General features: G+C 48.0%; 25 protein-coding genes. 5 read left to right on the top strand and 20 right to left on the bottom strand.

The window, feature by feature from the left end; translation table 11 throughout:
* Window positions 1–5: 5 nt before the first annotated feature.
* From rnc to rpoE, 8 genes are all read right to left on the bottom strand, one after another.
* Window positions 6–686, bottom strand: a complete 681-nt coding sequence (gene rnc / locus IMCC21906_RS09045) for a ribonuclease III (RefSeq protein ID WP_047011894.1) — start codon at window positions 684–686, stop codon at window positions 6–8.
* A complete protein-coding gene (locus IMCC21906_RS09040) occupies window positions 686–1057 on the bottom strand; it encodes a DUF4845 domain-containing protein (RefSeq protein ID WP_047011893.1) in 372 nt (123 codons plus the stop codon). Before IMCC21906_RS09040 ends, rnc begins: the two co-directional genes overlap by 1 nt.
* 27 nt (window positions 1058–1084) lie before the next feature.
* A complete protein-coding gene (lepB, locus tag IMCC21906_RS09035) occupies window positions 1085–2140 on the bottom strand; it encodes a signal peptidase I (protein WP_197085882.1) in 1056 nt (351 codons plus the stop codon).
* An 18-nt stretch (window positions 2141–2158) separates the two neighbouring features.
* On the bottom strand, window positions 2159–3958 hold the full coding sequence (lepA, locus tag IMCC21906_RS09030) for a translation elongation factor 4 (protein WP_047011892.1): 1800 nt from the start codon (window positions 3956–3958) through the stop codon (window positions 2159–2161).
* Between the two features lie 89 nt (window positions 3959–4047).
* Window positions 4048–4548: a SoxR reducing system RseC family protein gene (locus tag IMCC21906_RS09025; RefSeq protein ID WP_082117425.1), complete on the bottom strand. Its 501-nt coding sequence runs from the start codon at window positions 4546–4548 to the stop codon at window positions 4048–4050.
* A complete protein-coding gene (locus tag IMCC21906_RS09020) occupies window positions 4549–5514 on the bottom strand; it encodes a MucB/RseB C-terminal domain-containing protein (protein ID WP_047011890.1) in 966 nt (321 codons plus the stop codon).
* A 1-nt stretch (window position 5515) separates the two neighbouring features.
* Window positions 5516–6097 (bottom strand): sigma-E factor negative regulatory protein, encoded by a 582-nt coding sequence (locus tag IMCC21906_RS16345; RefSeq protein ID WP_052763468.1) that lies wholly within the window; start codon window positions 6095–6097, stop codon window positions 5516–5518.
* Window positions 6094–6690, bottom strand: coding sequence for an RNA polymerase sigma factor RpoE (rpoE, locus tag IMCC21906_RS09010; protein WP_047011889.1), 597 nt, complete (start codon window positions 6688–6690; stop codon window positions 6094–6096). The genes IMCC21906_RS16345 and rpoE overlap by 4 nt, the downstream gene beginning before the upstream one ends.
* A 217-nt stretch (window positions 6691–6907) precedes the next feature.
* Here rpoE and nadB point away from each other — a divergent pair, with 217 nt between their 5' ends.
* On the top strand, window positions 6908–8536 hold the full coding sequence (gene nadB, locus IMCC21906_RS09005) for an L-aspartate oxidase (protein ID WP_047011888.1): 1629 nt from the start codon (window positions 6908–6910) through the stop codon (window positions 8534–8536).
* 11 nt (window positions 8537–8547) lie between these two features.
* On the opposite strand, the gene IMCC21906_RS17240 is transcribed toward nadB, so the two are convergent.
* Together IMCC21906_RS17240 and IMCC21906_RS08995 are read right to left on the bottom strand one after the other, a co-directional pair.
* The gene (locus tag IMCC21906_RS17240; RefSeq protein WP_369795747.1) at window positions 8548–8997 is read right to left on the bottom strand and encodes a protein YgfX; all 450 of its coding nucleotides are present in this window, start codon (window positions 8995–8997) and stop codon (window positions 8548–8550) included.
* Window positions 8966–9220, bottom strand: coding sequence for a succinate dehydrogenase assembly factor 2 (locus tag IMCC21906_RS08995; RefSeq protein ID WP_047011886.1), 255 nt, complete (start codon window positions 9218–9220; stop codon window positions 8966–8968). Before IMCC21906_RS08995 ends, IMCC21906_RS17240 begins: the two co-directional genes overlap by 32 nt.
* Before the next feature lie 200 nt (window positions 9221–9420).
* Here IMCC21906_RS08995 and IMCC21906_RS08990 point away from each other — a divergent pair, with 200 nt between their 5' ends.
* Entirely contained in the window at window positions 9421–10473 is a 1053-nt protein-coding gene (locus IMCC21906_RS08990; protein ID WP_052763467.1) for a folate-binding protein YgfZ, read from the top strand.
* Window positions 10474–10497: 24 nt separating this feature from the next.
* On the opposite strand, the gene ung is transcribed toward IMCC21906_RS08990, so the two are convergent.
* Window positions 10498–11175, bottom strand: coding sequence for a uracil-DNA glycosylase (gene ung / locus IMCC21906_RS08985; RefSeq protein WP_047011885.1), 678 nt, complete (start codon window positions 11173–11175; stop codon window positions 10498–10500).
* A gap of 485 nt (window positions 11176–11660) precedes the next feature.
* Here ung and IMCC21906_RS08980 point away from each other — a divergent pair, with 485 nt between their 5' ends.
* From IMCC21906_RS08980 to IMCC21906_RS08970, 3 genes are read left to right on the top strand one after another with little or no spacing between them, the layout of a single operon-like run.
* Window positions 11661–12092: a hypothetical protein gene (locus tag IMCC21906_RS08980; protein ID WP_047013293.1), complete on the top strand. Its 432-nt coding sequence runs from the start codon at window positions 11661–11663 to the stop codon at window positions 12090–12092.
* The gene (locus tag IMCC21906_RS08975) at window positions 12089–13240 is read left to right on the top strand and encodes a hypothetical protein (protein WP_047011884.1); all 1152 of its coding nucleotides are present in this window, start codon (window positions 12089–12091) and stop codon (window positions 13238–13240) included. Before IMCC21906_RS08980 ends, IMCC21906_RS08975 begins: the two co-directional genes overlap by 4 nt.
* Before the next feature lie 20 nt (window positions 13241–13260).
* Complete coding sequence (locus IMCC21906_RS08970; RefSeq protein ID WP_047011883.1) at window positions 13261–16071, top strand: bifunctional diguanylate cyclase/phosphodiesterase; 2811 nt, start codon at window positions 13261–13263, stop codon at window positions 16069–16071.
* 111 nt (window positions 16072–16182) lie between these two features.
* Here IMCC21906_RS08970 and glpK read toward each other — a convergent pair whose 3' ends face one another.
* From glpK to gspG, 9 genes are all read right to left on the bottom strand, one after another.
* Window positions 16183–17661, bottom strand: a complete 1479-nt coding sequence (gene glpK / locus IMCC21906_RS08965) for a glycerol kinase GlpK (protein ID WP_047011882.1) — start codon at window positions 17659–17661, stop codon at window positions 16183–16185.
* 89 nt (window positions 17662–17750) lie between these two features.
* Complete coding sequence (gspN, locus tag IMCC21906_RS08960) at window positions 17751–18473, bottom strand: type II secretion system protein N (RefSeq protein WP_047011881.1); 723 nt, start codon at window positions 18471–18473, stop codon at window positions 17751–17753.
* Window positions 18470–18946, bottom strand: a complete 477-nt coding sequence (gspM, locus tag IMCC21906_RS08955; RefSeq protein ID WP_047011880.1) for a type II secretion system protein GspM — start codon at window positions 18944–18946, stop codon at window positions 18470–18472. Before gspM ends, gspN begins: the two co-directional genes overlap by 4 nt.
* Window positions 18943–20127 (bottom strand): type II secretion system protein GspL, encoded by a 1185-nt coding sequence (gspL, locus tag IMCC21906_RS08950; RefSeq protein WP_047011879.1) that lies wholly within the window; start codon window positions 20125–20127, stop codon window positions 18943–18945. The genes gspM and gspL overlap by 4 nt, the downstream gene beginning before the upstream one ends.
* Window positions 20124–21113 carry a type II secretion system minor pseudopilin GspK gene (gspK, locus tag IMCC21906_RS08945; protein WP_047011878.1) on the bottom strand — a complete coding sequence of 330 codons (990 nt, stop codon included), beginning with the start codon at window positions 21111–21113 and terminating at the stop codon, window positions 20124–20126. Before gspK ends, gspL begins: the two co-directional genes overlap by 4 nt.
* Window positions 21110–21733 (bottom strand): type II secretion system minor pseudopilin GspJ, encoded by a 624-nt coding sequence (gene gspJ / locus IMCC21906_RS08940; protein WP_047011877.1) that lies wholly within the window; start codon window positions 21731–21733, stop codon window positions 21110–21112. Before gspJ ends, gspK begins: the two co-directional genes overlap by 4 nt.
* A complete protein-coding gene (gspI, locus tag IMCC21906_RS08935) occupies window positions 21730–22107 on the bottom strand; it encodes a type II secretion system minor pseudopilin GspI (RefSeq protein ID WP_052763465.1) in 378 nt (125 codons plus the stop codon). Before gspI ends, gspJ begins: the two co-directional genes overlap by 4 nt.
* Window positions 22104–22640, bottom strand: coding sequence for a type II secretion system minor pseudopilin GspH (gene gspH, locus IMCC21906_RS16340; RefSeq protein ID WP_197085881.1), 537 nt, complete (start codon window positions 22638–22640; stop codon window positions 22104–22106). Before gspH ends, gspI begins: the two co-directional genes overlap by 4 nt.
* Window positions 22597–23022: a type II secretion system major pseudopilin GspG gene (gene gspG, locus IMCC21906_RS08925; protein ID WP_047011876.1), complete on the bottom strand. Its 426-nt coding sequence runs from the start codon at window positions 23020–23022 to the stop codon at window positions 22597–22599. Before gspG ends, gspH begins: the two co-directional genes overlap by 44 nt.
* Window positions 23023–23024: the final 2 nt, after the last annotated feature.

Raw genomic sequence — 23024 nt, 5'->3', positions numbered from 1 at the left:
ATGGCTTAATGTTGATTTTGAAGTTTGTGTAGTACTTTCTCTGCCGCAGCCTGCTCAGCCCGACGACGACTCTGTCCCGAAGCAACTTCTGCACTGCTGAGCATGTCGACTTGGCATGCCACGGTAAAAACTTGCTCGTGTTCTGCGCCAGTGGTCTCAACCAGCTGATAATTGGGTAAAGACTGTTTGCGGGCCTGTAAAAATTCTTGCAACAAGGTTTTAGCGTCTTTGTGACTGGCTTTTGGATTCACCTTGTCCAATCTAGCGCCATACCATTGCAAAACCTTAGTGCGGCAAGATTCAAAACCACTCTCTAAATAAATAGCACCAATCAGTGCCTCTACCGTATCGGCGAGAATAGATTCTCGATAACGGCCACCGGTATTGCTTTCACCGCTTCCGAGACGAAGATAATCGCCCAGCGCAAACTCTTGACCTAAAACCGCCAGCGTCTCACCGTTTACCAAGCCAGCTCGCATTCGACTCAACTCCCCTTCCCGAACACTGGGAAACTTGAGATACAAGGCTTCGGCAATAATCATATTTAACAATGAGTCGCCTAAAAACTCTAAGCGCTCGTTGTTTTCAGCAGCAAAACTGCGGTGAGTTAAAGCAACATCGACCAGTGTGGGGTCTTGAAACTGGTAATCAATACGATCAAAAAGCGACTGCTTATCGGTCACCATTAACTCCGGGGGATCAAATAGGTCATATCTTCAAACTTCACCACTGCATCAATATTGAAGATTAATGGTGTGCGCTTTTCATGGCTGGCATCAATCAACACACCCTCACTATTAGTACTAATTTCGATATCCCGCAAAGAAACAGACTCAATTCGGTTGGTTGTAAAATGGCGGCTTAATGATTGCCGCACTTGTGCAGGGGTAGTCGTTTTGCCGCGATTATCTTCAACCACATCGTCAATAATATTATTTAGGGTCCAACAGTCTAGATAGATAGGCAGCAATCGCGCGGCCGCAGTTCCCAGCACAAGCACTACGCAGATCAAAACCAACGCGGCGAGCATGCTAATACCCTGTTGTTGTTTACGCATAATTGAACCCCTTATAAATGAGGGTGATTAACGAATTTGACCCACTCGATCAAAGCTAGGGAGTTGGCTAATTCCTCGCCAATGCATCCAGATAGCAAACGCTTTACCCACAATATTTTCTTCAGGAACTTCACCCCAGACTCGGCTATCGCTGCTGTTATCGCGATTGTCACCCATCATGAAGTAATGACCGGGGCTTACGGTTGTTTCAAAATCACCACGATAAATGCGTTTGTCGTGGTGAATTAAGTGATCGGCACTGCCGAGTTGCTCACGCAAAACTTGGGTAACCGCTTGCAGTGGTGGCACTTCGGCAACCAAGGTTTGTGGTATCAATTTGCCATTGATATACAGCTTTTTATTAACGTAACGAATCTCGTCACCCGGCAAGCCAACAACCCGCTTAATAAAATAACGTTTGTCATTGGGGGGGAAAAACACCATGACGTCGCCCCGCTGAGGTTCGCCCACTTCGACCAATTTGGTTCCTATCACCGGCAGTCTGATACCGTACTCAAACTTATTGACCAAAATATAATCACCCACTTCTAAACTGGGGACCATTGAGGCCGAAGGGATCTGAAAGGGTTCTACAACAAATGAGCGCAAGACCAACACCACCAGCAGCACCGGGAAAAAAGAACGCGCATTCTCCGCAATGGGTAAAGTGCCCCCAAATTGAGACTTGAGGCCATCCTGGTCTTGTTTTACAAAGTAGGTGATATACACAGCGACATTGCCGGCCCGCACAAAGGCCTGTCGTGCTTTTTCAAATACGAAGCGATCCAAGCCACCAATAATGCCTGCTAAAAACGTTAAAATAACCAACGCCAAGGCAAAATCGCCATCTTTAATCAGTACCACACTGGCGAGCCAAACAAACCAAAGAAAAACGACCAGCCGATAGCTCCATTCAAGCCAGCCCGGCACCACCTGTTGTTTTAGTGACTCCGCATCGCTGGCCGTTTTCTTTTCGGCACACCACTGCAAAGCCTGTTGCATTTGCTTTCGGCCTTTAACTTCTTGCAGCAACCAAATAATCAGCGACACCGCCGCAACAATGACAAGAATAAGATTTACCATGCGGCCCCGCGCCTTTTTTTAACTATCTACTTTTAATACGGCTAAAAACGCTGACTGAGGGATTTCGACATTCCCCACTTGTTTCATGCGTTTTTTGCCCGCTTTTTGTTTTTCCAGCAATTTTCTTTTCCGTGAAACATCTCCGCCATAGCATTTGGCTGTCACATTTTTGCGCAGTGCTTTAACCGTCTGCCTTGCAATAACATGTCCACCAATAGCTGCCTGAATAGCAACGTCAAACATCTGCCTGGGGATTAGCTCGCGCATCTTATCAACCAGCTGTCGTCCTCGGGCATGAGCATGGTCCCGGTGAACGATTAAAGCCAAAGCATCGACCCGATCACCATTAATAAGCACGTCAAGCTTAACCAAGTCCGCAGTCTGAAAACGATCAAAACTGTAATCCAGAGACGCAAACCCCCGGCTGACCGACTTCAATCGATCAAAAAAGTCCAGTACAACTTCGCTCATTGGAATTTCCCAGTTCACCGAGACTTGCTGCCCCAGAAACTGCATATCCTTTTGAACGCCACGTTTGTCAGCGCATAAGCTTAACACATTGCCCAAATGTTCTTGGGGAACCAGTATATTGACGATGGCAATGGGCTCGCGGGTTTCTTCCAGCTCACCGGGATCAGGCATAGACGAGGGGTTGTCCACCTGCACAACTTCGCCATTTTTCTTTAACACCTCGTAAATTACCGTGGGTGCGGTGGTGATCAAGTCTAGATTATATTCTCGCTCTAGACGTTCTTGGATAATTTCCATGTGCAAGGTGCCAAGGAAACCACAGCGAAACCCGAAACCTAGCGCATCTGAGGTTTCTGGTTCATAAAAAAGTGAGGCATCATTCAAAGTTAACTTGCCCAATGCTTCACGAAAATCTTCATAGTCGTCTGTTGAGACCGTAAACAACCCAGCATAAACCTGGGGTTTCACTTTCTGAAAACCCGGCAACGCGGCAGTATCTGGCGTAGATGCGTGGGTAAACGTGTCCCCCACCGGCGCACCTAAAATATCTTTAATCCCGGCGATAACAAAACCCACTTCACCCGCACGCAAGATATTCGTATTGGTTTGTTTGGGGGTGAATACGCCCACATGATCGACAATTTGACCTTTACCAATAGACTTGGTAATGATCTTGTCGCCCTTGCGCAGAACGCCATTTTTCACCCGAACCAGTGATACAACGCCTTGGTAATTATCAAACCAGGAGTCAATGATCAAGGCTTGCAATGGTGCCTCTGCATCACCTTCCGGCGGCGGCACCAATTTAACCAAATACTCCAGCACTTCGGGCACGCCCATGCCCGACTTGGCGCTGACGGGCACCGCCTCAGTGGCATCAACACCAATGATTTCTTCAATTTCTTGCTTCACACGATCAGGGTCAGCTTGGGGAAGGTCCATTTTGTTGAGGACTGGCAACACTTCTAAACCCTGTTCAATTGCGGTGTAGCAGTTGGCAACAGATTGCGCCTCGACGCCCTGGGCTGCATCGACAACCAACAACGCCCCTTCGCAAGCCGCCAAAGAGCGGGATACTTCATAGGAGAAATCCACATGCCCTGGGGTGTCGATAAAGTTGAGCTGATAGGTTTTACCATCATTAGCGGTGTAGTTCAGGGTGACACTCTGAGCTTTAATCGTAATGCCGCGCTCCCGTTCGATATCCATCGAATCGAGAACCTGCTCAGCCATCTCTCTTTCCGTCAAACCGCCGCAAACCTGAATAAAACGGTCTGCCAAGGTGGATTTTCCATGATCGATATGGGCAATAATTGAAAAATTTCGGATCAGCTCAAGACTGTGCACGCTGGCTTAAAACCTCAAAAATAGGTGTGGTAAATTTTAAAGGCGCGATTGTATCGCAAAGCCGGGCAGCTAAGCTATGAGCAGCGGGCTTAGCCCGATACAGAAGTGCCCGATATTGAAGGGATTATGCCCACAGGGGAAGCTCCACTAGGGCGGATAGCGACTACCACAGGCTGGTAGTCGGGCCGATTGGCAACCATCATGCTGTATATACGCACCAGCAGCAGGCCTGCAGAAAAGCCCAAAACGGCACCGATGACGCTGTATAAATCTTGGTTAGAAAACTGCCCCACAATAAGAATACCGGCAATTAAACTACACAGCGGTAGCAAATAGACGACAAACGCCGCGCTTAACAGGGCTTTATTAGACACACTAACGTCCACTTCGTCATTCAACTGAAAATCCGCGGCGGAGAATTTCCCCATATTGACTTGCAAATGATTTCGGCGACCAGACATATAGCGATTCATCACCCCTTGGCCACACCCTTTTTGAGCGCTACAACTCCCGCAGGTCGAACGGCTTATTGTCTCCAGCCAAAGCCGTGACGTCTCTACCCCAACAACTCTGCCACTTTCAATACTCATTTAGTTGACCCATACCAAGGACGTCGCCACCTGTCTTGCGGTTAACAGCGGAATTTCTCCCACCACTGTCACCAAAGCCTGGTGATCCGGAAGCGTCGTAGTATAACTTACCGAAGCCCCTCTGCGTTGTACGCCCTCAGTAGCCAATAGGGTGTCATTATTTGCCGCCATTAAGGAATCGACAAATATCGAGAACACCGCCATTCCGTCAGTATAACTTAAGCCTTCTGGAAACTGACCGTCACTCTGGGCCAAGGTGAAACCTGCTGGCAACCAACTGGGCTGCCAAGGTGGTGGCTCAGCGTCACGGCCATCCGGTGTTTCAAGATGCGGCGCATTTTCTTGGGAAGCGAGCTGAGAGCGAGCTTGAGAGGGCATTAAGCGCTGTGCGGTTAACTCATCAGACGACGATGGCTCCAGGTTCACCATCAAATATTGAAATCGCTCAAGAACTCGCCCCTGCTGGTCGATAATCTCAGATTGCAGCAGTAAACCAGTTTCTTTATCAAGGCTGAGCAAATAACCAAGGCGATAAACGTCTTTAGGCCTGATTTCCAAACGGACAGTATCACGATCCGCAACTCGGCCAGCGCCACCGACATCTACGTCATAATAGCGTTTATAACCACTTTGGGAGGATTGCATTGAGCGTTGAATGAGCTTTGGGCCAGCGTGGACACAATTAACATCGTGGCCCTCGCGAACAATTTCTTGCTCCGGGCCGTCGAGCGTCTCTATATGATCGTACTCAAGGCCGTCTTTAATATAGTGCCTGACCCTAAGGCCATAGACCCTATCAGCTAAGCTATGGGCAGAACCGGCGTATTGATAGCTCAATACGCCTTCGTAGTTCAGACTGCGCTGGCTGGCGTCCATTTTTGCCAACCACTCAGGCACCGAGTCTTGCGCCAGCCCATCGCAACTGGCAAACAACAATAAAAACGAAGCTGTTGTCTGCCTTAGCACCTTACTTTGACTCCGGCGCTACCACACGGCTATATGTCATTACGCCTTGGCCGCTATTTTGGGCCGCATTGTCGGTATGCCGACGCAGGTACATTTCAAAGCGTTTCTGGGCTTCATCATCCAATGCCGGTTGCGGCGCTGGAGCTGTTTGCACCTGGGCGCTGACTGGCACGCCACCAACATTGCTTTGCGCTGCTTGAGCCGGATAAACCCGACCGGTATTTGGACTAGCTGACGCAACCACCGTATCCGAGCTTCCGCCCAACATATCCGTGCCCATTGCCCCAAACACCACGACTGCAGCCACACTCGCAGCAACCGCAACACCAGAAAGAGCCTGCCGCCAGCCATTGGTGTTTTTAGTCACCAAGGTCTCGTCTGCAATTTCTGCCATCACCCGCTGGGAGATGTCCAAATTCGCAAACGGCAACACACCGTCCTGGCGCAACTGCTGGGCACGATTTAGCTCTGCCCAGTGCTCCCGTAGCTCTTTGTCTTCCGAACCCAGCACTCGTCGTAACTCAAGATCATTAGCTTCGCCATCCAGCAGCGCTGATAATGATTCTTTAAGGGTATCGTTCATACTCCCACCTCTTCACCACTCACCTGGGCTTTGACTCGGCTATCCACCGATTCACGAGCCCGAAAAATGCGCGACCGCACTGTTCCCACCGGGCAATCCATAACCGCGGCGATGTCTTCATAACTCAGACCATCAAATTCCCTTAAAGTTAAGGCTGCACGCAAATCTTCTGGCAAAGCCTTAATTGCATCCTGAACCACCTTCTTCAGCTCCTCTCCGTAGAGCTGATTCTCCGGCGTTTCAATGTCTTTTAATGCAGAGGGACCTTCAAAGTACTCCGCATCAGCAACATCGACATCAACACCGGGGGGCCGACGATTTCTGGCCACAAGGTAATTTTTCGCTGTGTTAATTGCTATACGGTATAACCAAGTATAAAAGGCACTATCACCACGAAACTTGGGAAGAGCACGATACGCCTTTACAAAGGCCTCTTGAGCAACGTCCTGAATTTCATCGTTATCTTTTATATACCGCGATATCAACCCAAAAATCTTGTGCTGATATTTAAGGACCAACAAGTCAAAGGCTCGTTTGTCCCCTTTTTTAACCCGTTCAACCAGCTGCTGGTCAGTGTGCTTAGCCTCACTCATAGGGCCTCACTTTCAACCTACTGGCCATACTGGTGCAGTAGACCGCCAGTGCATTTAGAAGTTCTGCCATAATGCCTCTTAATTTCCACTTTTTGTGAATCTAATATTCTCTCAGCAGCGCATGTTGGTATGGCGGCGTGCGCTCAGTATACTTTGCGCCAGTTTCAATTCCGAGCTGCATATTAAAACCGCCTTCTGACAGGAGCAACTTTTCAGCATGAGCGAGTATTTTTCACACGATGTTCTCGTCATTGGCAGCGGTGCTGCCGGCCTGACATTAGCATTACAGTTAGCCGAGCATGGCACCAGGGTCGCCATTGTCAGCAAAGGTCAGCTTAACCAGGGATCCACTTACTGGGCTCAGGGCGGTATCGCTGCGGTACTCGACGACAAGGATTCTGTCGACGCCCACGTTCAAGACACCTTAGATGCCGGGGGCCAACTCTGCCACGAGGACACTGTTCGCTTTACCGTCGAAAACAGTACAGCCTCTATTCAGTGGCTACTTGCTCAGGGCGTTCGTTTTAGTCGCTACGAAACAGACCGGGCAGAATTCCACCTCACTCGGGAGGGAGGACACAGCCATCGCCGAATCATTCACGCTGCAGACGCCACCGGGCGGGCACTATCAGAAACCCTATCCCTCAACGCCCAACAGCACCCTAATATACAGCTCTTTACTCGACACGTCGCAGTCGACCTTATTTCAAAGCGCAAACATACTGGCGACAAATCCGGCGATAAATCCAAAGACAAGCGGTGTCACGGCGCCTACGTGCTGGACAGAGACAGCGGCCACGTAAAATTGTTCCACGCAAAAATTACAGTGCTGGCAACCGGTGGCGCGAACAAAGCCTATTTGTATACCAGCAACCCCGATGGCGCGTCCGGTGACGGTATTGCCATGGCCTGGCGGGCGGGCTGCCGAGTGGCCAATATGGAGTTTAACCAGTTCCACCCCACCTGCCTTTACCACCCTAAAGCCAAATCTTTCTTAATTACTGAAGCTATTCGCGGCGAAGGCGGGATATTACTTAACCCAGATGGCGAGCGATTTATGCCTCGCTACGATGAACGTGGCGAACTTGCGCCCCGGGACGTGGTCGCCAGAGCCATTGACCACGAAATGAAGCGCCTGGGCGTTGACTGCGTATATTTAGACATTAGTCATAAATCACCCGAGTTTTTACTCGAGCACTTTCCCACAATCAAAGCCCGTTGTTTGGAGCTAAGCATTGATATTAGCCGGGAGCCTATTCCCGTCGTACCCGCCGCCCATTACACCTGTGGCGGAGTGATGACCGACAAACATGGCCACACAGACATCCAAAGTCTGTATGCCATTGGTGAGACCGCATTTACAGGGCTGCATGGCGCTAACCGCCTAGCCAGCAACTCATTGCTGGAATGCGTGGTATACGGCAGCGCCGCTGCTGCGGACATCCTACAAATTCTCCCCAATTTTAACCCGCCGCCACAAGCGCCACACTGGGACGAATCCCAGGTAACCGACTCCGACGAGGATGTGGTGATTTCTCACAACTGGGATGAATTAAGACGCTTTATGTGGGACTACGTGGGAATTGTGCGCACGAATAAACGACTGCAACGCGCACTGAATCGAGTCGGGCTATTACAGCAAGAAATTGCGGAATACTACTCAAACTACAAGGTCAGCAACGATCTACTAGAGCTGAGGAATCTCGCCATGGTTTCAGAACTGATTATTCGCTCAGCCATGGACAGAAAAGAAAGCCGAGGTTTGCACTACACCCTCGATTATCCAAACCAGCTACCCACTGCTCACGACACGATTCTCACCCCTGAACACACCGCAAAAACGTAGGTTTATACAGGCTACAATGGATTATCTACGGGGCGCGCATGAATTAGCAGCGCCCTAAGCTTGCGCCATCCAGCGCGACTGAGCTGATCTGAGAATATCGTAAATTGACGGCGACCTTGACCACCAAGGTCGAATTTCGCAACCAGCACACCAGGCCCCAGCTGACACCAGCAAAGGGATCCTGCCACCGCGTCAGCTCCCATACCAAGCAGCCAATGATCACCGCGATAAGCTAATGAACTTAGCTGCCTGGATTGGGTAGCGGCTGGCTTAAAAAAACCTTGCCGGTAAGCCAAAAGGCTCACAGCAATAACCACAAGTGGTAAAATCACAATAGGCCAAGGGAATAAATACGCGCAAAACAATGCCGTCAGAGTATGTACTAAGCACAAATACCTTCTTCGCAGGGTAGATTCTGCTAAAACGAAGCTATTTGGACTTGGCGTAGCTGATGATGTCATTGACGATCAAAGCATGTTCTGGGTCTTCTGGGCTATCCTTACCTAAAAACCACTTGAAGAGCTCAGTATCTTCACATTCCAACAATCGAACAAAACGATGTTGATCCTCCTCCGACAATGTGGCAAACCGGTCTTCAACATAAGGCACCATCATCAGGTCCAACTCCAGCATTCCCCGCCGACAAGCCCATCGAATTCGCTTGAACTCACTTTCTGAAAGCATTATTTTCCACTACTTGGCCCCAGTTAAGACTGCGGCTTCCCGATTAAAAGCGCTATTATAGCCGCAGACCGCCAAACGAAGCATTAGCACCTGCAAACACAAGCCAAATTTCCGTCACTGAGGTGACCGCCTTATCTCAGCTTGGTTTTTTGTATTAGCAGGTCTAACCCACTCTCAAAACTACAGGCAGAAACTTATCCATGCGAGCAGTCTGGCAATTTCTTGACGCACTCCACCCCACCGGAACATGGGACGCCCAGGGATACTGGCACCTCAACCAGCAAGCCCAAACTAACGAAGGCAAGCAAACGTGGTTCGCCCCCCTTTGCCACTATGGTTTTGTCTCTATAGCAGGACCCGATAGCGGCAAGTTTCTACAAGGACAAACCAGTTGCGATTGGAAAAACATCACCCCAAGCAAAGCTAGCCGGGGCAGTTATTGCAATATCAAAGGCCGGGTTCAGAGTAACTTTTTGGGCGGAATGCTAAACGAAAATGATGTATTACTGCGGATGAGCGAGGACCTTTGCGATAACTTCTGCACCGCGCTGGCGAAATACATTGTTTTTTCAAAAGCGAAAATGCACAACGCCAGTGAACAATGGGCGGCGATCGGTGTTGTCGGTCCCAATGCAGCGGCGCTTATCGCAAATCTCTTTGGCACATCTCCTGAACAACCCTTGGAGGCAATTAGCAGCGACAATGGCATGGCCTTACAACTGGATGAGCAGGGCCAGCGCTTTGAATGCTGGATTCCAGCAGCCCATATTGAAACGCTTTGGTCAGACTTGTCTGAAGCTGCAGATTTACGCGACACGAAAGCCTGGGAACAACTCAATATTGATGCGGGCATTGGTGAAGTCTGCGCAGCCACCGCCGATCTCTTCCTGCCACAAATGTTAAATATGCAACTCACCGGGGGTGTCAGCTTCAAAAAAGGATGCTACACCGGGCAAGAAGTCGTAGCGAGAATGGAATACCGCGGCAAGCTAAAAAAACGTATGTACCATGCATCAATTTCTGACTTAAGCGGCCAAGAGACCGAACAAAGTGCAACACTCGGCGCCCCGGTGTACAAACCGGGCGAAGACAAGGCAATCGGCAATATCGTCAGCGCAGTACACAATCAAACATCGCTTCAGATATTGGCCGTTTTAAATAACGAGGCCGCCCAGGCTGGAGAAGTCTGCCTATCTCCAGAATCAAATATATCTCTGACTATCAAACCGCTCCCCTACCCCGTCCCCGAATGACGCAGGAGCGTCTTGAACGTGAGCCTAAGGCTCGACCGGGAGCGTCCAATCAACCGCCCGTTGCCCTAAATAAGCATTAGCTTGAGAAAAATGTCGGCACCCTAAAAAACCTCTATATGCCGATAACGGTGACGGGTGAGGCGCTTTTAACACCAAGTGCTTATCTCGATTAATTTTTGCACCTTTTTTCTGAGCATGGCTGCCCCAAAGCATAAAAACCAAACCACTGCGGTCGCGGTCCAAAGCCGAGATGATTTCGCCCGTGAATTGTTCCCAGCCTCGGCCCTGATGAGCACCAGCTTGACCGTCTTCAACCGTTAGGACGCTGTTTAACAGCAGCACACCCTGGTCTGCCCAGCGTTGTAAATAACCATGAGAGGGAATATCAATACCGAGGTCAGCATGCAGCTCCTTATAAATATTCCGCAATGAAGGCGGCACGGGGCTGCCAGGTAACACTGAAAAGCATAAGCCATGAGCTTGACCCGCACCATGGTAAGGATCCTGCCCCAAGATAACGACTTTAACATCGTCAAATGCAGTGGCATTTAAAGCGGCAAACCAGTTGTCATTAGAAGGATAAATTTCTATGCCATGGCGCTTTTTATCCTTTAAGAACAATCGCAAATCTTGCATGTAAGTTTTTTCAAACTCACTACCAATTTTAGACAACCACGATGCGTTTAGCTGAATGTCAGGCATTCTTTATTATCACCAATATTTAGTTGGACGTTCACAATTTTCTCAGAGGCCATGTATAGCTACTACAAAATCAAACTATTACACACCGCGGACATCAATGTAACAAACGCTGCAAAGACAAACCTATAATTTAATAAAAATTTTTAAAGTCAGCTATATGCCTTTGTTTTAACGATTTTTATTGATAAAACTATCTAGAAAGCTATCATGACAACAGTAGAGACATGATGAAACCACTCTCTAAAAATCTCCCAATTTCACACAAAGTAAAATTTACCAAGGCCAACGTCAGGCAGACATTAACAACGCTTGCCTCAGTATTTACCCGCAGTGACTCATTTTCTGAGTAGGCGTATCCTTAGTCGATTAAGTAGCTTGAACAGAGCAATCAGGGCACTGATTTGATAGATAACCGACCACAATCCGGTTTCGACATTTACAAGCTGGTACTTTCCGCAGTCTCATTCATTATCTGCGGGATCCTTATGCCACAGCTGTTGTACGCTGACGACACCTTCCACGAGGATGTCTCAATAGTAGTAAATCATAATGTAGTAGAAGATCTATCCTTGCTCACCCTCCGTTCTATTTTTTCCAAACGAAAACGCAGCTGGGAAAACGGCCAAACGATCACTGTTGTGGTCTTGCCTGACGACCATACTCTACATAAACAGTTTTGCAGACGTGTTTTAAAAATGTATCCCTATGTTCTTAGAGATCACTGGGACAGGATAACCTTCAGCGGCACCGGAACAGCTCCCATCCTTGCCAAAAGCGAAGAAGACTTAAAGCACATTGTTGCTCACACTCCTGGCGCTATCGGTTATATCCGTTCAATGAATCCTCATAGCAACAGCATTCATATTTTAAACCTTTCTGCACAAGCAGCTCACCCCGAGAAAAGGACCGAGCCATGAGAAGAGTACTGAGCTTCTTGCCCATCCTATGCGCGGGTACATTTGGGCTTCTTAACACGGAAGCAGCGTATGCCAACACAAATGACATTAAAATTAACGGCTTTATCTCCCAAGCATTTTTAAAAAGCCAAGGTAATAACTTCTACGGTAACAGTAGAGATGGTTCTTTTGAATTAATGGAGGCCGGCATTAATGGCAACTGGCAATTCAACAATCGACTTCATTTTGCTGGCCAAATTTTAACTCGTGACGCCGGAAATACCGATAACGGAGACGTCACGATAGACTATTTGTTTGGCGACTATAAATTAACCGAAGATGATCAATCTGGCTTTGGCGCCAGAATCGGCAGAGTCCGCAACAGCTACGGCTTCTACAACGATACCCGAGATGTCATTTTCACCCGTCCCAGCATACTGATGCCACAAGCAATTTACTTTGAAGGTAACGGTTTAAGAGAGTTTCTGTTTTCAAGCGACGGCATACAAATTTACGGTTATTGGGATGAGCCTCAGCACTCCACTTATTTCAGCGCTTCAATAGGGCTAGATAAAGAGTTGTCCCAAGAGTCTCTGAACACCCTATCGGGTGGCTCGGGCATGCTTAAAGAAGCCACAATCAAAAGTCCATTTTATGCTCAAGTGATGCATATTCGTGATGGAGGCAAAACACGTTACGCTATTTCTGCTCTAGATATTGCCCTTAGAGCCGATACCACAACGCCAGAAGGCTTAAGCAGCAGTCTTGAAGCAAGAGGGGTCGTTTTGTCAGCAGAAAAAAACTACCTCAAGTGGTCTTTCAGTGCAGAATATGGTTTGGTGAATCTAGACAGCTACTTAGGCAACACACAAGTTCAAAATGCTGAATCTACCACATTTTATTTACAATCCCGGTATCGATTCAACTCTGAATTCGTGACCACCCTTCGCTATGAACACGGCAATTATGAAGACAACAACAAGGGCAATATCAGCAATAACAAGCACTGGGTATTGGGCTTGCAGTGGTCTCCGAAACCAGCCTGGGTGCTCGCGCTTGATGTGTACTCTATTGAAGGTACCGGCGGAATACCCGCAATAGATAACAAAAACCGTGAGCAGGAAAAATACACAACGCTGGTCGCAGCCATGATCGCATATCGATTTTAGCGTAGGAAACCAACATCATAATGCCCCCTGCCAACACCAAAATAATCAGCCTTCAGCGCAAATTAAGCACTGCAATTTTTATTGTTCTTGTGATCGTTTTATGTGGTTTGGAATATCTTAGTTTTCAACGCAATATGCAAAATCACAGGGAAGCCGTTCTTGAAAACATAGAACGTTCTAAAACCACTTTTTCTGCATTATTACAGGATTCTTATTCTGAAATTTTCCGGATTGCTGACAGCTACAATATTCAGAACCTTCAAGCCAAATCCCTGGCGCGTTTTGCTCAACCCTCACTCTTGGCAGGCATAGAATCAGTTCGCTTTTTTTCAGCCGATGGCAAAAATCTACTAAACCATGATGCAAACGGCAGCCTCATTAGCTCCAGCTTGCCTGAATCGATAACACAGGCCTTACAACAGGTTGCCAAAACCCAGCACCCTACGGGCTTTATTGACTGCAGACAACAATGCTTACAAAAAGTATTTGTCCCTATAATTGCCAATAATGGCAGCGAGCTGATTGTTAATATCAACCGTAATTCAAACTTATTAATTCAAGATTTTTATGACCTCACGCATATCGATATCGCAATACTCACCAAAGAAAATCGTAATAGCCCCACGATAGAGTCCTTACTTTTAACCAGTAATGCCGCCGAAAATCGTAATCGGATCTTGCCTCTTTTAGAAAAAATCACTAACCAAGGCACAAAGAATAATGCGTTTTTTGGCAAACTTCACGACAACTACTACAGTGCCAAACGCTTTTATATTGACAGCCCTCTTACCCCTTCATTGGAAGTACTCGTTTATACTCAAGAGAATGGCACCCAGAAACTTATTAATGGTGAAATTCGTGACACCATGCTAACGCTATGCTTAACACTACTGTTCAGCATGGCTGCCATCACACTCATCCTACGACCACCACTTAAAAAAATACTAGAACTCGCCAATCTCCTTAAGTTATTACCTCAAGGTGATTTTACATCGGCAAAATCACAGTTATCCCATCTAAAACGCAATAAACTGCATCGCGATGAAACAGACGTACTTAAAGAAAGTCTTGGGAACGTGATTAACGACTTAGAACAACTCAATCAACAGAGTGTGAATCACCAAGAAACACTCCAACAAAAAATCACTGAGCTCACCGAGGCAACACAATTTAACGATATGTTGCTAGATTCTTCGCCACTCATCATTTTAATTCACGACAGCTTCGGCAATATTCATAGCATTAACGCATTAGGAAGAGAGCTAATTGGACCGCCTGCTAAAGCAGGCGAACATCGAAATATTAATGAGTGGATTCGCAGCGACTTTCAACAGCGAAGCTTATCCGAAACCTTAGCCGTTTTACTGCATTATAATGGTAAATCCATTCAGGGCGAGATGCCGCTTTTTAATAAAGATGGTTTAAGAATTGAGGTACTTTGGGTTCACCGATCCATTCGCATAAAAGGCCAAACCCGAATATTATCCATGGGAATGGATATTACCGAGCAACACGAAGCCATGCGCAGCCTTCAATGGTTAGGTAGGCACGACCGGGTTACTGGTTTATTAAATCGTTTGAGTTTTATTGAAGAAGTAAAAAACCATATCGCGGAGGCCTCCAAAGAGGCCCAGTTCGATCTTATTCTGATTGATATAGACAACTTCGCCAAATTTAATGATCGCTTTGACTTCTCAACAGGAGACAAACTGCTTCTGGAATTAGCTCGCAACATTAGCCTTGCTTTACCGGACGGCTGCCTCCTTGCTCGCAGTGGTTCAGGCGAGTTTATGGCTTTACTTGATAACAGCGCTACTATCAACACAGCAGATGATAAAGAATCCTTTAATGCCTTAACCCGATATAATATAGAAACAGAATCAGGCACCGAAACAATACAGCTATCGATTGTAGTCAACCATATTTCTCAAGACCGAAACATTGGTGTCGACCAACTTATCTCCGACACCACTGCACTAATGGCTCAAGTAAAGAAAAAATCAAAAGGCCAAGTATTTCTGGCTACAGAAGAGCATATTGATCGTATTTCTCGGCAAGAGAAATACCACATGAAAGACCTGTTACAACGTGCATTAGAAGAAAACCGACTGTTGTTGTTTTATCAGCCTATAGTCAATATTCGCAACAAAAAAGTCAGTCACTGCGAATGCCTTGTTCGCCTATTAGATGAACAAGGCCAATTTATTCCACCCTTCAAGTTCCTCGGCGTGGCCGCAGAATTAGGCTTAATGAGCCAAATTGATTTTGCTGTGATAGAGATGGCCATGCAACAACAAAAACGCTGGCAAGATCAAGGCGTAGATATTGGCCTCAGTATTAATTTAACGGCCCACACAATGGAGCTGCCCGATTTTGAACAACAATTGAAAAGCTTAATAGATAGCACTGAAGCCAATCCCAAAAAATTAATCTTTGAAGTAGTAGAAACCGATGCTCTAGAGAATATCGATGAAGCAAATATTTTGCTGCGAAACTTTAAAAGCATCGGCGCCAAAATCGCATTGGATGATTTTGGCGTCGGCTTTACCTCTTTTGAATATATTCGAGAATTGCCGGTAGATTTTATTAAAATCGATCAATCTTTTGTTCGTTTCATCCATGAACGCCCCAATGATCAAGCATTGGTCCGCTCAATGATTGACATGAGTCACAGCCTCAATAAACAAGTGATTGTTGAAGGGATAGAAACCGCAGAAGCGATGGAAATAATTAAAGAAATGGGCGCTGAGTACGCCCAGGGTTATTACTTATCTCGGCCAATGCCACTGGATGCCCTCAACTTAGAAATGTCGCTAACGCACCTACTCTAAGCCACTTACTCAAAGAATCATCCTATAAATCCGGGCTTATAAACTTAGAACGTATAAACCCAGAATCTATAATTATGTAGATGACCCAGCTGATAAATCGAGGCCACGAAACTAAGATCTGACTCGCTCCACGGCTTTTTTCCAGCCGTGGTAGCGACGCTCTCTATCGCTCTCAGCCATTTTTGAGGCAAAGCGTTTTTCACTTCGCCACATTTCAGCAATCTCTTCTAGGCTTTGGTAAATACCTAATTGAAGACCGGCCATATAAGCCGCGCCCAATGCCGTGGTTTCGGTAATCACAGGTCGCTCGCAATGACAGCCCAGCATGTCGGCCAGTCGCTGCACAAGCCAGTCATTGGCTACCATGCCACCGTCAACCCGAATATCCTTCAGATTGGCGCCATCGCCCCGCATGGCCTCAATCAAATCTCGGGTTTGATAGCACACCGATTCCAATGTCGCTCTGGCAATATGAGCACTATTGGTGTCTCGCGTTAAACCTAAAATGGCGCCCCGGGCTTCGGGGTCCCAATAAGGCGCGCCTAAGCCAGTAAATGCGGGCACCATATACACGCCACCGGAGCTTTTTACACTTTCGGCTAGTTTTTGGGTTTCTGACGCCGCCGCAATGAGTTTCAAGCCATCACGCAACCACTGCACTGCAGCCCCTGCCATAAAAATACTGCCTTCCAAGGCATAACAAACTTCATCATTAATTCGATATGCCACCGTAGTCAGCAAACGGTTGCTTGAACTCATCGCCTTACTGCCGGTATTCAGCACTAAAAAGCAGCCCGTCCCGTAGGTGCTTTTAGCCATGCCCGGTGTAAAACATGCTTGGCCGACAGTAGCCGCTTGCTGGTCACCAATCATCGCAGCTACTGGTAAGGCCTTGCCTAATAGCGATGCTTCGCTATAGCCAAAATCATCGCAGGTGTTTTTGACTTCCGGCAGTATTGCCTCTGGAATTTTCATTAGCTCTAGCAGTTCGCTATCCCACTGCTGCTCATGGATATTAAATAGCAAGGTGCGGGAAGCATTGGTGGCATCTGTAGCGTGGGATTTACCACCGGTTAGGCGCCACAATAAAAACGTATCTACTGTACCAAAGGCCAGCTCACCCGCCTCTGCCCTATCTCTGGCACCGGGGACATTGTCCAGCAACCAAGCGAGTTTACTACCGGTAAAATAAGGATCGAGTAATAAACCCGTTCGCCGAGTCACCATGCTCTCGACGCCCTGTGACTTAAGTTCGGCACAATATTTGGCGGTACGGCGATCTTGCCAAACAATCGCAGGGTAAACCGCCTCTCCTGTTTCGCGGTCCCAGAGCAGGGTTGTTTCACGTTGATTGGTAATACCAATGCCCGCCACCTGCTCAGCGTCGATGCCAGCATCTTTTAACGCCGTTTTACAGCTATTGAGAGTGGTTTGCCAAATTTCTTCCGGGTCGTGCTCTACCCAGCCATCTTGGGGATAATATTGGCGAAACTCTTCTTGACCCACACCGCAAATTTCGCCTTCGCGATTGAAGACAATGGCCCTTGAACTAGTGGTTCCTTGGTCAATTGCCAGCAAAAACTGTCCCATAACATCTTCCTTGCCTGTGGCTGATATTGAAAGACTAAAGTTTGATGGAGGCAGACACAAGTGTTCTGCCCCCTGAAACCAGAAAGGAGTTACAAGCTAAGAATAAAATCTTTGCCGTTTTTGGGGCGCCCAAGAAATTGTTGCAAACTAGTGTGTAGCGCCGAGCTTGGCGGCGGAGTTAATGTCACTCTACCACTGACACGACCATTAAAAGGGATACGTAATTGGCCCCGTACTTTTGCCGGGTTATTTCCATCTATACTGATTTGCAACGCATTACCGCGACACGCAAGCACAGCGGGAATGCTGCCCAACATATCAATGCCATCAACGTCACCTCTTAAACCCGAAACCGTAAATTCACCCACGACGGTTTGGCATCCATTGGGTCCCAAAACAGCAGAATCGATCGTAGCTGAATACTGTCCCTCAAACCCCATGGTGGGCAGACCCGCGGCAATCAACAAGGGGGCGATATCACCATTCGCCTTAAGACGCCTGACTTTCAGCTGCTGATTTTCGGCCAATCCCAACTCAGCCTGTAGTGTTAATGGTTGTTCAACAGAGACCGTTAAGGGCCAGCCACCCAAAAAGCCCAACACCTGTAAATCCCAGTTCAGCGACTGGGCAGTGATACCCTGATAATTTAATGACTGCACATGACCATGCCAAAGACTGCCGTCAACGCCACCAAGCTCTAAACCCGGTACGTTTTTTACCACTTGATCAGACACCAGCCAAACCGGTGCCTTGACCAGCAAAAAAATAACAAATACAACAAGAAGCCCCAGTGGCCACAACACACGCTTCACTCACTGGCTCCCACAGTTAATCGCACCGACACAATACCCGGCACGTCTACACCCGCCATAGTGGCATTTTCAACCACAAGGCCACTGCTTATTAACACATCCACAAAACGCACGGCGGCATTGTAATCTGCCCGAGCAATCCAAACATTAAAACGCCCACCCGATTGGGGCTCAATACGATTGATGCTAATCCCCTGCTCCCGTCCTGCACTGGTGATCAGCTGTGACGGTGAACCCAATGCTCTTTGCGTCCCCCGAGGAGCAAGCGCTTTGATTTGGGCAGCCGCCCCCAGCATCCATTGGTGGGACTTTTGTTTTTGAGCAAGCTTTGTTTCGGCGCTGGCACTCGCGCTCAATAACGGCTGCCATACCAGCAACCAGACAAAAAGAGGGATCGCCACAAGGGCGCCCACCAGCAGTGTCAGACGTTCGCTTTCAGTTCGGCCCGCTAGCAATTTATCCAGCTGCTTCATTGCTCTTCTCCCCGCAGGCTAAGCTGCCCGACAATGCCACCGGACTCTTGATTAAAGGCACCGCGGTCCACAGACAGTCCTTTGGCTGCAATGGCCGCCAGCCATTTATCTAAGCTCTCAAAGCTTTCTGCTTTCACTTGGAGCTTCATTACTGCGGGATCGTCTTCGTAACTAAACTGTTTTAACTGAATAGCTTGTTGTCCCCGACTTACCTCGGCCACGACCTCCAACCAAGGCAGCAACATGGACTGCTGAACCTCTGCGCCCTGTAATGCACTGAGCTGGCTGCGCATTTGAGCTCTTGCATTCACGACCCTCGCGCCGGGAAAACTTTGTCGATATAAATCGTCCATTGCCGCATCCAGTCGGTCAATTTCGGCATTGCTGGTATACACATTTAAGCCCAAACCCGCCCAGTGCAAGGTCACGGCTAACAACAACAAAATAATCGGCCACCGCAATCCACGTAAAGAAGATTGACGCTCGTCTTTAATCGCAAATTCACCCGAAAGTAAATTGACAGGCCAGGGTGAAAAACATTGTCCAAATACCGCCAGTCGGTTTTTAAAATATTGCTGGGGCATTTGCGGTAAAGCCAGATCGCCGGACCAATTTTCTTCCGCATAAACACTCAGTTCTGGACTCTGTTCTTCTCCGGCAGCGATCTGCCACCATACGGGAAAATTAGCGGTATCCATTCCCACAGCCACACTTGCCAAACGGATACTGGTGCAACGTTGATCCAGCACCGCAACGTTTTCAGGTAAAAAAGCATAATCTGGCAGCATGGCTTTAACGGCTAATCCAGAAGCTTTTAGGGTTTCAAAGCAACGCGTCATTAGTTCCCGACCAATAACCAGAACATCAGCTGGCTCATTGGCACGTATTGTTGAATAGGCAAAATGCACGCTATCTAAATCCGTGCATAGGCGTTCTTCTAACTGAAACGGCAGTGCGGACAAGCCCACCCGGCCGCCCTTAGGCAAAACCACCTGATGATGACTAACAGCCTGACCATTGATCAGTGCATAGCAAGGCACAGTGCCATATCTTGTACAGAGTGTGGCCAGCTGATCGACGGCCAAGTCACCACTGTCCAACGCTTGACCCTCTTCCCACAGCAACCACGCCACAGGCTGGTCGGGCTGTATTGGCATATCAAGCAATAAGAGCTTGTTCAAAAAACTTCTCCATATTCACGGGCATAGGCGACGGCTTTGCCACCTTTTATCACAAATCGACTGTAGAGTCGCAGCTGCCTTTGCTGATAAAACACATCTGCCAAGCCTTTAAAATAACTCGATTTTACGGCTAAGCCTTGTATTAATTCTGTAGCAGGCTGCTGCTCTGGCGGCAGCGCCAAATCACTAAACAAAGTGGCCACATCTGGCCAACCGTCTTCAGGTCGTGCCTCCAGTAATTGTTTCACTTGATCCACCGAGACCACATTTCCCAGTGCTGCCGCCAATAACATTGCCTTTTCTGGCGGCAGGGTATTGATATTGATGGGGGTAGAGACTTCTGGCAATGCACATAAATATGGCTGCAATTTTTGCCATTCACCCTCTTCAAACTCGGCGACTAAATTCAACTCCGTGACATTCACCATGATTTGATTTGGCGGCATATAAGGAAAATCTTTATCCGAGTAATATAAATCTTCAGCACCATAAATCCCCTCAGGCGCAAAATCTTCATCAATCCAATCATTCACCCGCTCGGCGATAAATTCTCCTCGCTGGGGAGGTATACCCAAGTTGAGCAACAAATTAGTAAACACTTCTGCCGGCGCAAAGTTGCTGTTCGCTGGCTGGCTGGCATCTGTCGCACCCGCTCGATACAAATTATTAATATTAAAACAAGCTTGTTCGTCTCTGATCAAACCGGCAATCGATCCGCCTTCTATCGGGAATACAATATCTTCTCTGGCCCAGTTTTGGGCCAAATGGATTGTCGACTCACTACTAATATCTTGAAGCGCAAACTTGGCAATTTGCTCACCACCCAGCGCATACCAATAGGCCTGATCCATAATGCGCTGGTTGAGTAATCGCTGACTGTTATAGCGAACCGAATCCACCAGGGTCACTGCCAACACCGTCATAATGGCAACCATCAAGATCACCATCATTAATGCCGCACCGCGCTGTTGTGACGGCACGGTCATTGGTTGATCTCGGGTAATAAAACATTCATCCGGATATCGGGCCAAATTTCGGTATCGACAATGATCTGTACGCCTGCAGGTTGTGGTGCGGAAATCTGGGTGCTGGGTGGCCAGAATGGCGACCAACGATCGCCGTCATAAAAATTGACAATGAATCGTTTAATATCCCGAATCAGCACTCTTTTCTGCCAGTCCGTATTACTTGCCGGATCTGCAACTGCGACGCTAAACCGCAGTAAATCACCGTTTTCAACCCGGTAGCGCACGCGTTCCAAACTGCTGACAATACGCTGCCCCGGCAAAATACGGCGACCATCGTGAACAAATTCAACTTCGCTACTTTCGCCAATTTGTTCACCCAGCAATCTAGCGGATAATGGGTCTCCTTGAACGTCTCTTGGAATTCGCGGTGCCAACTGCTCCAGATCACGACGTATTGTCAGCAAGCCCAGCGCCAGCTCTTCCAACGCCTGTTGTCGCTGTTGAATCGCATCTTGATTATTCAGGGCGGAGTTCAACATCACACTGGCGGCTGCGCCCAGTAAGGCCATAATGCCAATAGCGATCAACAACTCAACCAAAGTAAAGCCGAGCGGTTTTGTGGCAGGATAGTGGTTCATCGATTTAAAAAGGCCGAGCGGCTTGCCAGGACATCGCTCTGATCTTGAAGAAGAATTTTAATATCCACTCGGCGCATATCTGGATGCGGGGTATCGGAAATTTCACGCTCCCAACGATAATCGTAGCCCGCTAAGGTTTCGGCACCACTGGTTTTATTTCCGGTGCCTTCTCGTAAAAAATCAATAAGCAGATTATTGGCAAGCAAATCGGCAAATTGACGCTCTTCCAAGGCAGACGTGCTGCTCGCACTTTGAGTAACGCTATTGGTTAGCGCCACCGCTGCAGTAGCAAAAATCATTAAGGCAACCAGTATTTCCAGCAAGGTAAAGCCAAACTGGTGAGCCCGCTGATGTGAATGACCTTGCGCTATCACTGATCATCCTCCAAACGCAGGGATTGATCTATCATCACAGATTCAGCCCCATCAGTTAGCAGTCGCCACTCAAAAGGAGACACTTGACCATCACCTAAAAACAGAATTTGCGGGGTGGTATTTTTTTCGTCGTCGCTGTCTGCAGATTGCGCTTCCGGCTGTTTCAGCGGCTCGCCAGCAACGGTAATTTCAGACTGCACTGCGCTATCCATCTTAAGCGGTTTAGCCAACACCCCGTCTTGAATGGGTAGCCACCCTTCTTGGGTCAATACATGAAAGGAACCCTGTGCGCCCTTCCAGACCAAACCCAAGCTACGGCCACTAAATACGGCTTCTGCTCGGGCACTACGCAAGCCTGCCAACAGTGAATAACGCTGTTCATTGAGTAGCGCCGCGCCATCTTTGCCCGGCAAAGTCAGTACCGCCACTCCGCTGAGTAAGCCAATGATAAAAATAACCACCAGCAACTCAAGCAGAGAAAAACCGCGATTACTCCTCCCAGTTAACGATGTCGCTGGCCAAATCTTCGCCACCTTCCTCTCCATCAGCGCCAGTGGAATACAGGTCATAACGACCATGCTCACCCGGCTGAATATAAACATAGGGGTTGCCCCAAGGATCGTCGGGAAGACGTTTGATATAGCCATCACTGCGGTAATTTTTGGGTTCTGGGCTACGCTCAGGACGCTTCACCAGTGACGACAAGCCCTGGTCAGTGGTGGGATAAACATGATTATCCAACTTGTACATATCTAGAGACTGTTCTAGCACGGAGATATCCGCCCGGGCTTTTTCGACCATAGCACGATCTTGATTTTGCAATACATTGGGCGCTACGACGGCCACCAACAAACCCAAAATAACGATAACCACCATAATTTCGAGCAGGGTGAAGCCGCTCTGTAACTTGGCCATAT

Source organism: Spongiibacter sp. IMCC21906 (genome assembly GCF_001010805.1).
Taxonomy (GTDB): domain Bacteria; phylum Pseudomonadota; class Gammaproteobacteria; order Pseudomonadales; family Spongiibacteraceae; genus Spongiibacter.
Note: the sequence above shows the minus strand (reverse complement) of the source record. Positions and strands in the feature narration are given on the sequence as shown.